We start from the raw sequence: 12,830 nt of genomic DNA on the forward strand, positions 1-12,830 counted from the left end.
ATCCCTTGAATATATCACCCAAAAAGCGGTTTAATATCCAGGTTAAAATATCGTAAATCATCTTTCATTATTATTGTCATTTTCATAAGCAATGCTTGCTGATGTCCCTTCAGATCAACCACGTGCACAGCATAAAGGGACCCTCTAACAAAAATAAAAAATAGCGAAGGACATTCATATGAGTGGAGCAGTTGGTCTGGTAAAGGCCGTCATAGGACAAGTTTTTGTTGTTTCCCCCGATGGAAGCCAGCGCCTGCTAATTGAAGGCGACAGAATATTTGAAGGCGAGCAAGTGCTTACCGGCGCAGCAGGCGCGGTAACATTGTCTCTCGCTGATGGTAAAACTCTCGATCTTGGCCGCGATACCGTATGGGATGCAAATGGCATCACCCTTCCTGCGGCCAGCGAACAATCCGACGTCGCCGCGCTGCAACAAGCCATTGCCGACGGTATGGACCCAACACAAACCCTCGACCCAACCGCAGCAGGCCCGCAAGCCGGCGCAAGTGGCGGCGGCACGCCTGGCGCGGGCGGTGCCCATACGCATGTGGTACTGGATCTGACAGGTGAAATCGTCGATCCCAACGCGGGTTACCCAACCATCGGCCTCGATTTTTCTGACGACGCTCCAGTAGAAGAGCTTACGTTGTTGGATGTTGATGATGGGGATGCGGATGCTGATGCTGACGCAGACGCGGATGCCGATTCCGATGCGGATGCGGATGCGGATGCCGACTCAGATGCCGATTCTGACGCAGACGCAGACGCCGATTCTGATGCAGACGCGGATGCCGATTCCGATGCGGACGCTGATGCAGATGCCGATGCAGACGCTGATGCAGATGCCGATGCAGACGCTGATGCCGATGCAGATGCAGATGCAGATGCAGATGCAGATGCTGACGCGGATTCTGATGCAGATGCCGATGCCGATTCCGACTCAGATTCTGATGCGGACGCTGATGCCGACGCTGATGCTGATGCTGACGCGGATTCTGATGCAGATGCGGATGCCGATTCCGACTCAGATTCTGATGCGGACGCTGATGCCGACGCTGATGCTGATGCAGACGCCGATGCGGATGCAGATGCAGATGCTGATGCTGATGCCGATGCCGACGCTGATGCTGATACTGACGCGGATGCCGATGCCGATGCGGACGCCGACTCAGATGCCGATTCTGACGCAGACGCAGACGCCGATGCTGATTCTGACGCGGACGCGGACGCGGACGCAGACGCGGATGCCGACGCCGATTCCGATGCGGATGCGGACGCTGACGCGGATGCCGATGCCGATGCCGATGCCGATGCCGATGCCGATGCGGATGCTGATGCGGACGCAGATGCGGATGCGGACGCCGACGCCGATGCAGACGCGGATTCCGATGCAGACGCTGATGCAGACGCTGACGCCGATGCAGACGCAGATGCGGATGCCGACGCAGACGCTGACGCTGACGCAGATGCCGATGCAGACGCCGATGCCGATGCGGACGCCGATGCGGACGCCGATGCGGACGCTGACGCGGATGCCGACGCCGACGCAGATGCCGATGCCGATGCCGATGCAGATTCCGACGCGGATGCAGACGCGGACGCCGATTCCGACGCGGACGCGGACGCGGACGCCGACGCGGATGCCGACGCAGACGCTGATGCGGACGCAGACGCTGATGCCGATGCGGACGCCGATGCAGACGCCGATGCAGACGCGGACGCTGATGCAGATGCAGACGCCGATTCCGATGCGGATGCGGACGCCGATGCAGATGCCGACGCAGACGCCGATGCAGACGCCGATGCGGATGCAGATGCCGATGCCGATTCCGATGCGGACGCAGATGCAGATGCCGACGCAGATTCCGATGCAGACGCCGATGCGGATGCCGACGCAGATTCCGATGCAGACGCCGATGCGGATGCCGACGCAGATTCCGATGCAGACGCCGATTCCGACGCAGACGCAGACGCTGACGCCGATGCAGACGCCGATTCCGACGCGGACGCTGATGCGGATGCAGACGCCGATTCTGACGCAGACGCAGACGCTGATGCAGACGCGGACGCCGATGCCGACGCGGATTCCGACGCAGATGCGGACGCGGACGCCGATGCTGATGCCGACGCTGATGCAGATGCTGACTCAGACGCCGATGCGGACGCCGATGCTGATGCAGATGCTGATGCAGATGCAGATGCAGATGCTGACGCGGATTCTGATGCGGACGCCGACGCCGACGCCGATGCGGACGCAGATGCCGATGCCGATGCCGATGCAGACGCGGATTCCGATGCCGACGCCGATTCCGATGCGGATTCCGACGCAGATGCGGACGCTGACGCGGATGCCGACGCGGATGCCGACGCGGATGCCGACGCAGACGCGGACGCCGATGCAGACGCCGATTCCGATGCGGACGCTGATGCCGACGCAGACGCTGATGCAGACGCGGACGCTGATGCAGACGCCGATGCCGATGCAGATTCCGACGCGGATGCAGACGCGGACGCCGATTCCGACGCGGACGCGGACGCCGATGCGGATGCAGACGCCGATGCCGATGCCGATGCCGATGCCGATGCAGATGCAGATGCGGACGCCGACGCCGACGCCGACGCCGATGCCGATGCGGACGCAGATGCGGACGCCGACGCCGATGCCGATGCGGACGCAGATGCGGACGCGGACGCGGACGCCGATGCAGACGCAGACGCAGACGCAGACGCAGATGCTGACTCAGACGCCGACGCCGATGCGGATGCCGATTCCGATGCAGATTCCGACGCGGATGCAGACGCGGACGCCGATTCCGATGCGGATGCCGATTCCGATGCGGATGCCGATTCCGATGCTGACTCAGACGCCGATGCGGACGCCGATGCCGATGCAGACGCGGATTCCGATGCAGACGCTGATGCAGATGCAGACGCTGATGCAGACGCGGACGCTGATGCAGACGCGGACGCTGATGCAGATGCAGATGCCGACGCAGACGCTGATGCAGATGCAGATGCGGATGCGGACGCAGATGCCGATGCTGATGCAGACGCTGATTCCGATGCGGACGCGGACGCAGACGCTGATGCGGATTCCGATGCGGACGCCGACGCCGACGCCGACGCAGATGCTGATGCCGATGCAGACGCGGATTCCGATGCAGACGCTGATGCAGATGCAGATGCCGATGCAGACGCTGACGCCGATGCTGATGCGGACGCTGATGCCGATGCTGATGCGGACGCTGATGCTGATGCAGATGCGGACGCTGACGCGGATGCCGATGCCGACGCTGATTCCGATGCGGATGCGGATGCGGACGCCGATGCTGATGCCGACGCAGACGCCGATGCCGATGCAGACGCCGACGCGGATGCCGACGCCGATTCCGATGCAGATGCAGATGCGGACGCGGACGCCGATGCAGACGCAGATGCGGATGCCGATGCGGATGCCGACGCGGACGCTGATGCCGATGCCGATGCCGACTCCGACGCCGACTCCGACGCCAATATCAAACTCGACGTCTCGGTTAAGGTCACTCAAACCGAAGTCACCACCGGCAGCAAAATTATTCAGGTCAACGGCGGCAGCGGCAATCCGGATGGTTTCGATATTCAGGACGGCAAGATCGTCGCTATCGGTTCCAATGTTCGCGTGTGGTTAACGCCTGATAGCCCGTATAACGGCATTGTGGGCGATACCCCGCCAACCTGTGCCGATCCGGCTAACCAGATTAAGTATTACGACCAGTCCGGCAATGCGAACTCAGATTCGAGTAAATACTCGGATATCTTTGTGGTCGGCGATAAGACTGGCGGCTTCTATAAACAAAGTGACTGGACCGGCGGCAAAGAGGATTTCAGGCCGTTAAACGGTATCACCGGTAACCGGGGTGAAGCGGGCCAGGTTGGCAAAGACTATATCTTCGTTAAAGGCGACAGCAGCGACTATAAAGTCACGTCGTCGTCAAACAATAACGCCAATAGCCAGGACAACACCTACGACGGGCTGAAAGTCACCACCAGCGGCGGTAAAGATCTGTATGGCAATTCCAATCAGATCGAAGGCGTGATTTTTGGTGACGGCAAAACAACAGCCGATGGCGGCACTACCACCACCGTTGTGGAAACCAAAGTTCAGCAGGTAACGCTGGACGTTGACCTCAATCTGTCCAGCGATCACAACGCCGAACAGCTGACGCAAATTAAGCTCACCGGTATCCCGGAAGGCGCGAAAGTGGTGGTATCCGACGGCAGTACGGTGACCTATAAAGACGGCACTTACACCATCGACCTGAGCAGCCCGACCTTTAAAGGAACGATCACGGTTGAGCTGGCGAAAGGCGTCGATCATCTGGGCGAGATCCAGATGGAGGTGGCCTCCACCGCCAGCGAGCACCATGACACCCACTTCACTTTTGATGGCTCAACGGGTGTGCTGAGCGAGTCCTGGGGCGATACCGATCCTGTCGCAACGCCGGATACCGATACGGGGACGACTACGCCAGCCCCGGTACTCGGAAGCAACCCCAGTACGGGTTCAGATTCTGGTAACGGATCGCATAGCGATACCGGCGCGACGCCAGCGGTGGCCTCACGCGTGGAAGCAGCGGTCCAGGTCGCGGAAAGCGATGTCGCCGTTGGCAGTAAAATCATGCAGATCAACGGCGGCAGCGGCAATCCAAACGGCTTTGACGTCCAGGACGGCAAGATTATCGCCATCGGGTCTAACGTGCGCGTCTGGCTGACGCAGAGCAGCAAATATCTGGGTATCGCCGGGGATGAAGCGCCGAAAGCCGCCGATCCCGCCAACCAGATTAAGTATTACGATCAGTCAGGCAACGTGAACTCCAACTCCGGCCACTACTCGGATATTTTCGTGGTCGGTGATAAGACCGGCGGCTACTACCGCCAGGGCGACTGGACCAACGGCCGGGAAGAGTTCCGTGAAGTGAAGAGCTTCACCGGTACGCGTGGCAACGAAGGTAGCGTCGGCAAAGACTATATCTTCGTCAAAGGCGACAGCAGTAATTATAAGGTGACATCGTCATCGAATAATAACGCCAATAGCCAGGACAACACCTATGACGGGCTGAAGGTCTCAACCGTTAATGGCAAAGGGCTGTACGAAAACTCCAACCAGATTGAAGGGGTGATCTTCGGCGACGGCGCCTCCAAAACCCATGGCGGCGGCACAACCACCTCCTTTACCCAGCCGTCGGTGCATCAGGTGGCGCTGGACGTGAGCGTGGCTTTGATCAGCGAAAACAGCGCCGATCATTTGACGGAGCTGAAGCTGAGCGGCATTCCGGAAGGGGCGAAAGTTATCGCCTCGGACGGCAGCCAGGCGGCGTATAAGGACGGGATTTATACCTTTGAACTGGATAGCGCCAGCTTTAAAGGCACCGTTACGGTCGAGCTGGCGAAGGGTACCGATCATCTGGATGAGATCCGGCTGGATGTGCTCTCCACCGCCAGCGATCATCCGGAAACGCACTTCACCTTCGATGGCGAAACCGGCGAGCAAACTAACGCGCCTGAGCCTGAGATGATGTCCAGCCGGATGATGCTGGTGGACCATGACGGTGCAGATACCGATACCCATGACAGCGTGACGGAACACGACGCGCAGCATGATGCCGCGGCACCTGCCGATGACCCTACCGCAGCGCCGACGCTGCTGGTTGCGGAAGATGACATCAGCCTCAACCACATCGACAGCGACCAGGCCAGTGCGCAGACCGCTGCGTCAACGCTGACGCCGCCATCTGAAACATCACTCAGCAATCTGTTGGGCGATATGGAGGAGACGCATGCGGAAACGGCGGATACGGCCCCGGCGCAAGCCAGCACGACGGCTGCGCCTGACACCAGCAGCGGCGCGCAACCTATCGTAATGAGCGAAGTGCTGGGCGATACCGATAACAGCCAGGATCTGAGCTCGCTGATCAAGGTGGTGGAGCAAGGCAACGGCACCCAGACCGCGGACGACGCGGCCCAGGGCCACGCCACGCCGGTTGCGGAAATCGCCCCAGCCGATCCTGCGACGGATAGCTACCATGGCGGCGATGAGTCGCTGATGGACAGCCTGATCGCCAAACCGGATACCGTCTCGTAACTATAAAAATGGACATCCCTCACGGCACGCGGTGAGGGATGTCTTGCCCTTAATAACTTTAACCTTATTTAGAACGTCCTCTTTCGCTCCGCTAATGCCAGCGATGTCACCATGAGAGGGCTTTTTAAATAAAAAATCTCTGTTGTTGCTTAATCAATCACCAGGGAATAAGTACCACAAAGGAAGAAACATGAATTACCGCAAGAACTTAATGTTAGGGCTCACGCTGCCTCTGATGACATTAAGTCTGGCTCACGCCACCACCCTTGAAAATGCGATTAAACACACGCTGGCTTCCCACCCTGAAATTAGCGCTTCCGCCAATAGTCGTTATTCCGCCGAGCACGAATTGCAGGCGGCGAAAGGCGGTTATATGCCCACGCTGAATCTTGAAGCCGGCACCGGCTGGGAGCAAACCGATAACGCCAGCACCCGCGCGTTAGGCGATCACAAGCGCGACCTTAATCGCAGCGAATCAAGCATTAACCTGCGCCAGAATATTTTCAACGGTTTCGCCACCACCAGCGAAGTGGCGCGCCAGAAAGCGACCGTGAACTCCCGGGCGTATAACGTGATGGACACCAGCGAAACCACCGCGCTACAGGTGGTGCAAAGCTATCTCGACGTACTGATGCGCGAAAAAATGGTGGCGCTGGCCCAGCAAAACCTGACCAACCACGAACGCATTTTTGATCAGATCACGCTGCGTACCGAGCAGGGCGTAGGCCGTCTGGCGGATCACGAGCAGGCGGAAGCGCGTCTGGCCCAGGCGCGCAATAACCTGCTGACCGAACAAACCAACCTGGAAGACGCCCGCGCCAACTACCAGAGCGTGACCGGGATGGAAGCGGAAAACCTGACCCTGCCGGCAAAATTCGCGGTGCCAGGGTCGCTGGAAGAAGCCCGTAAGATCGCGCTGGACAACAGCCCGCTGTTGAAACTGGCGGATTCCGATATCGAAGCCACCCGGGCGCAGTACGAAGCGGCCAAATCGCGTTTTTACCCGGAAGTGAATGTCGAAGTGGGCCGCACCATGGATAACAACATTGACGGAACGCGCGGCCACAACCAGGAGTGGCAGGCGATGATGCGTATGCGTTACAACCTGTTCAACGGCGGCAGCGATAAAGCCACCCTCTCCTCTTACGCGTACCGCACCAAAGAAGCCCAGGACGTGAAGCGCAATGCGCTGCGCCAGTTGAATGAAGAGCTGCGCCTGTCATGGAACGCCCTGAATAATGCGCAAAAACAGGTACCGATCGCCAAAGAGTATGCCGATCGCAGTATGACGGTGCGTACCGCTTACCAGGAGCAGTTCAGCCTGGGGGATCGCTCGTTGCTGGATATGCTGGACAGCGAAAATGAAGTTTTCAGCGCCCAGCGCCGATATGTAGAATTGCAGTTTGTTGAAATGTTTTCGACCTACCGTATTAATGCGCGGATGGGCGAACTGTTGAAATCCATGTCGATTCAACCGCCGACTGCCGCGCAGCCGCTGGACGGACAACAAACCACCCAGGCGGACTTACCCGATCTTCATTAAGACGAACCGGTAACCCATTGAACCAGGCGTTATTTCATCTGTTTCGGATGAAATAGCGCTTCTTATTTTGCCTGTCATCAGGTACGGCAGATTATGGCACTGATCAACGACATTACTGATATTCAGGATCTCTCGTCCGACGAGACGTTCCGCCACGACCCAAGACTCAATCATGACGATCCGCTGCTGGATTGCCTGATGGTTGTCTGCAAATTGCATGGCATTATCACCAGCCGCAATGTGCTGACCGCCGGTCTGCCGTTACAGTCCAATTGCCTGACGCTCAGCACCGTGCCGCGCGCCGCGCAGCGTGCCGGGTTAAAAGCCCGGGTGATCCAACGCCCGGTGACGAAAATCACCGCGCTGTCGCTCCCCGCGATCCTGGTGTTGCACAACGGCCAGGCCGCGGTGCTGACAGCGCTGGAAGGCGATAAAGCCCGGCTGATGCCCGGCGAAACCGACGGCGGCGCGATGACGCTGGAGATTGCCGAGCTGGAAAAACTCTACGCCGGCAAAGCCATTTTTATTCAACCGAAACATGAATACGACAGCCAGCCGACGGCGCTGATCCCGCGCACCAAAGCCTGGTTCCAGGATACCCTGAAGCTGTCGAAATTCCTGTATCTCGACGCGGTGGTCGCGAGTTTCCTGATCAACCTGATCGCCCTATGCTCGCCGCTGTTCGTGATGAACGTCTACGACCGGGTGGTGCCTAATCAGGCCACCGCCACGCTGTGGGTGCTGGCGATTGGCATCACCATCGCCTACGTGTTCGATCTGATCCTGAAAATCTTGCGCAGCATCTGCCTGGATATCGCCGGTAAGAAAACCGATCTGATCGTCTCGGCGGCGCTGTTTGAGCGGCTGCTGGGCATGAAGATGAAACTGCGCCCGCCGCGCGTCGGCAGCTTCGCGCAGAATTTCCAGGACTACCAGTCGTTGCGCGATTTTCTCTCGTCGCTGACGCTGACCGCGCTGATCGACTTCCCGTTTACCCTGCTGATCCTGGCGGTGGTGGGGATTATCGGCGGGCCGCTGGTGTTTATCCCGCTGCTGGCGTATCCGGTCGCGATGCTGGTGAACTGGCTGATCCAGCGTCCGCTGATCGCCACTATTCAAAAAACCTTTAAGTTATCCAGCGAACGCCAGGCAATGCTGGTAGAAACCCTGAGCGGGCTGGACGCCATCAAGCTCAACAACGCCCAGAGCGAGCGCCAGTACCAGTGGGAACAGATCATCGGCAGCCTCAGCAAGCTGGAGTTGCGGGTGAAGTCTTTGTCCTATGTGGCGGTGAACTTCACCCACTGGCTGCAACAGGCCTGCGGCGTGATTATGATCGTCGGCGGCGTGTATCTGATTATCAACGGCCATCTGAGCATGGGCGGGCTGATTGCCTGCTACCTGCTTAACCGCCGCGCCATGCTGCCTATCGGCCAGCTGTGCAGCCTGATTACCCGTTATCAGCGCGCCAAAATGACCAAACACACCATCGACGGCATGATGGAGCTGGAGCAGGAAGTACAGCAGGAAGAAGTGCCGCTGAAACGCGAAACCCTGACCGGGGCGATTGAGTTTCGCAATGTAACTTTCCGCTACCCCGGTAGCCAGCAGACGTCGCTGAATGCGATTTCCCTGACCGTCACGCCGGGCGAAAAAATCGGCATTATTGGCCGCAGCGGCTCCGGTAAAAGTTCGCTGGCCAAGCTACTGGTGGGTTTTTACCAGCCGGATGAAGGCAGCGTACTGATCGACGGCATCGACGCGCGCCAGATCGACGTGCACGATTTACGCCATAACATCGGCTATGCGCCCCAGGACATCCACCTGTTCAACGGAACGCTGCGCGACAACCTGCTGTGCGGCGCCAGCTACGTGGATGATGAAACCATGTTGCGCGTGGCCGAAGCCACCGGCGTCCACGAGTTCGCCCGCCGCCACCCTTCCGGCTACAACATGCAGGTGGGCGAGCGCGGGATGAATCTCTCCGGCGGCCAGCGCCAGGCGATCACCCTCGCCCGCTCGCTGCTGCTCGATCCGCCGGTGTTGCTGATGGACGAGCCGACCAGTTCCATGGATAACACCAGCGAAGATCTGATTAAAAAGGCGCTTGCGCCCATCATCAGTGATAAAACCGTGCTGCTGGTGACTCACCGCGCCTCGATGCTGGCGCTGGTGGACCGGTTAATTATTCTCGATAACGGCAAAATCATTGCCGATGGCCCGAAAGAGACCGTGATGAATGCGTTGAAGAAGGGGCAGATCCATGCGAATCGCTGATGGGTTACGCCGCCTGAATCGCTGGCTGCTGGGCGACAAAAACAGCAATCAGTTCACCACCAGTGAAGTGAACAAAGCGCTGCTGGACGACACGCCGCGCGTGGTGCGCCTGACGCTGTGGGCGATACTGGCGTTTTTTATCGCCGCCATTACCTGGGCGTCGCTGGCGGATATTGATGAAGTGACGCGCGGCGAAGGCAAAGCCATCCCCTCCTCGCGCCTGCAAAAAATCCAGAACCTGGAAGGCGGCATCGTGGCGGAAGTGTATGCCCGGGAAGGCGAAGTGGTACAGGCGGGCGCGCCGCTGCTGCGTCTCGACGATACGCGCTTTAAATCCAACGCAGGCGAAACCGAAGCCGACCGCATGGCGCTGGAGGCGCGTATTCAGCGGCTCACCGCCCAGCTTAACGATGCCGAAAGCCTGACGATTTCCGACGATATTCAAAAACGCGCGCCGGATATCGCCCAGGGCGAGCTGGAACTGTTTGCCAGCATGAGAAAGCGTATCCAGAGCGAAATCACCGGGCTGGATGAGCAGCTGATTCAGAAGAAGCAGGAACTGCTGGATTTCGAAGCCAAGAAAGTGCAGTACCGCAACAGCCTTGGCCTGTTACAGCAGGAGATCAATATGTCCGAGCCGCTGGTGGCTAAAGGGGCGATCTCTAAAGTCGAAGTGTTGCGTTTGCGGCGCTCCGAGGTGGAAACTCGCGGGCAACTGGATTCGGTGGCCTTAGCCATTCCACGCGCCCAGGCGGCAATCAACGAGATTGAAAGCAAGGTGGCGGAAACCCGTGGCCGCTACCGCAGCGAAGCGCTGGCACAGCTGAACGAAGCGCGTACCGATCTCAGCAAGCTGGAGGCCTCGGGCAAGGCGATTGAGGACCGGGTCAACCGCACCCTGGTGACCTCGCCGGTGCGCGGCATCGTCCAGCAGATGTTGGTGAACACCATTGGCGGTGTGATCCAGCCGGGCAACGACCTGGTGGAGATCGTTCCGCTGGATGACAGCCTGCTGGTGGAAGCCAAAATCCGTCCGAAAGACATCGCATTTTTGCATCCGGGCCAGGAAGCGGTGGTGAAGTTCTCCGCCTATGACTACACCATCTACGGCGGGCTGAAAGGCAAGCTGGAGCAGATCAGCCCCGATACGGTGACCGATAAAGAGGGCAACAGCTTCTACGTGATCCGTCTGCGCACCGATAAAAACCATCTGGGCAGTAACGAAAAGCCGCTGCTGATTATTCCGGGCATGGTGGCGTCGGTGGATATCATCACCGGTAAGAAAACGATTCTCGAATACCTGATGAAGCCGATTCTGCGCGCCCGCGCCGAGGCGTTCCGCGAGAGATAAAAAAATGCCGGTCGTGATGACCGGCATTTTTCATTATTGATTCATTATTGAGGCGGGATTACGGGCGGTACACTTTGACGTTGTTAAAGCCCTGCTCGCGCAGATACAGCGCCTGCAGGCGGCTCATCACGCCGCGCTCGCACCACAGCAGCCAGGTTTTGTTCTGGTCCAGATCGCCGAATTTGGTGCTCAGTTTGTAGAACGGCAGTGACACCACGTCGATCCCTTCCACTTTCAGCGGCTTATCGTCCTGCTCGTCCACGGAGCGGATATCCAGGATCACGTCATTCGGGCCAAACCCGGTAACGGTTTCCACTTCCACCACTTCCTGCTGGGTTTGGGTGGCGATGTCGCGGATATCCACGTTGGTCGCCGCTTCCACCACCTGGTCGAGGATCGCAAAGTCAAAGTTGGCTTCTTCCGCTTCGATCTTCGCTTTCACCGCTTTCACAGTCGGGCTTTTCGAGATCACGCCGCAGTATTCCGGCATGGTGCGGGCAAAGTCTTCGGTGCCGATTTTGCGCGCCAGATCGATGATGTGCTCTTTGTCATGGGCGATCAGCGGACGCAGCACCAGGGTATCAGAGACGTTGTCGATCAAACGCAGGTTAGTCAGGGTCTGGCTGGAGACCTGGCCCAGCGCTTCGCCGGTCACCAGCGCCTGTACGCCGTAACGCTCCGCCACACGGGAGGCCGCACGGATCATCATGCGCTTGAGCACCACGCCCATCTGGCCGTCGTCGACTTTTTCGAGAATTTCACCGACTACCGGTTCGAAGTTGATCGCCACAAAACGCACGCGGTGCGAGCTGCCAAAACGGTTCCACAGATAATGCGCCACCTGGCGAACACCGATTTCATGCGCTGCGCCGCCGAGGTTAAAGAAGCAGTAGTGCACGCGGCAACCGCGACGCATCAGCATATAACTGGAGACGCCGGAGTCGAACCCGCCGGAAATTAAGGACAGCACGTCTTCCTGGGTGCCGATGGGGAAACCGCCCTGGCCTTCGTAACGGCCTTTCACCAGCAGCAGGCGATCGTCTTCGATCTCCAGATTGACGGTGATGTCCGGGTGCGTCAGCTTCACTTTCGCGGATTCGATATGCTGGTTTAGCCCGCCGCCGACATAGCGCTCCACTTCAATAGAGCTAAACTCGTGCTTGCCGCGACGTTTTACGCGCACGCAAAACGTTTTGCCTTCCAGTTGGTCGCGCCAGTTCGCCAGGGTTTGCTCGAAAATATCGTGCAGGCTGGTGAACGGCACGTCTTCGACTTCCAGAATATGGTGGATACCGGGGATGCGGGTGAGCGCGCCGCGGATCTCAATACGCTGGTTTTCATCTTTGGCGCGGACCACGATATGGTCCCAGTGGCGGACAACGGCGAGGTTTTCGTCGTAATGTTTGAGTACGTTACGGATGTTTCCGGTCAGGATTTTAATAAAGCGCAAACGCACAGATTGGCTTTTAATTGTGATTTCCGGGAACAATTTAATGATAAACTTCATGGCGGCAATGGTTCGTTGGCAAGCCCCGAGG

Annotated in this window: 5 protein-coding genes; 4 read left to right on the forward strand and 1 reads right to left on the reverse strand. The window is 58.5% G+C overall.

The genetic code is table 11. The features are described from left to right. Positions 1-178 precede the first annotated feature (178 nt). The 4 genes from FHW74_RS16235 to FHW74_RS16250 all read left to right on the forward strand — a co-directional run bounded on the left by FHW74_RS16235 (position 179) and on the right by FHW74_RS16250 (position 11,292). Positions 179-6,121 carry a hypothetical protein gene (locus tag FHW74_RS16235; protein WP_183171413.1) on the forward strand — a complete coding sequence of 1,981 codons (5,943 nt, stop codon included), beginning with the start codon at positions 179-181 and terminating at the stop codon, positions 6,119-6,121. 190 nt (positions 6,122-6,311) lie between these two features. Then, on the forward strand, positions 6,312-7,664 hold the full coding sequence (locus tag FHW74_RS16240) for a TolC family outer membrane protein (protein ID WP_183171414.1): 1,353 nt from the start codon (positions 6,312-6,314) through the stop codon (positions 7,662-7,664). A gap of 93 nt (positions 7,665-7,757) precedes the next feature. Next, the gene (locus FHW74_RS16245) at positions 7,758-9,941 is read left to right on the forward strand and encodes a type I secretion system permease/ATPase (RefSeq protein WP_183171415.1); all 2,184 of its coding nucleotides are present in this window, start codon (positions 7,758-7,760) and stop codon (positions 9,939-9,941) included. Then, entirely contained in the window at positions 9,928-11,292 is a 1,365-nt protein-coding gene (locus tag FHW74_RS16250; protein ID WP_183171416.1) for an HlyD family type I secretion periplasmic adaptor subunit, read from the forward strand. Before FHW74_RS16245 ends, FHW74_RS16250 begins: the two co-directional genes overlap by 14 nt. 58 nt (positions 11,293-11,350) lie before the next feature. Here the strand turns inward: FHW74_RS16250 and thiI are convergent, their stop codons facing one another. Continuing rightward, positions 11,351-12,799, reverse strand: coding sequence for a tRNA uracil 4-sulfurtransferase ThiI (gene thiI / locus FHW74_RS16255; protein ID WP_183171417.1), 1,449 nt, complete (start codon positions 12,797-12,799; stop codon positions 11,351-11,353). Positions 12,800-12,830: the final 31 nt, after the last annotated feature.

Origin of the sequence: Atlantibacter sp. RC6 (assembly GCF_014193285.1) — a bacterium.
In the GTDB taxonomy this organism is placed as follows: Bacteria; Pseudomonadota; Gammaproteobacteria; order Enterobacterales; family Enterobacteriaceae; genus Atlantibacter.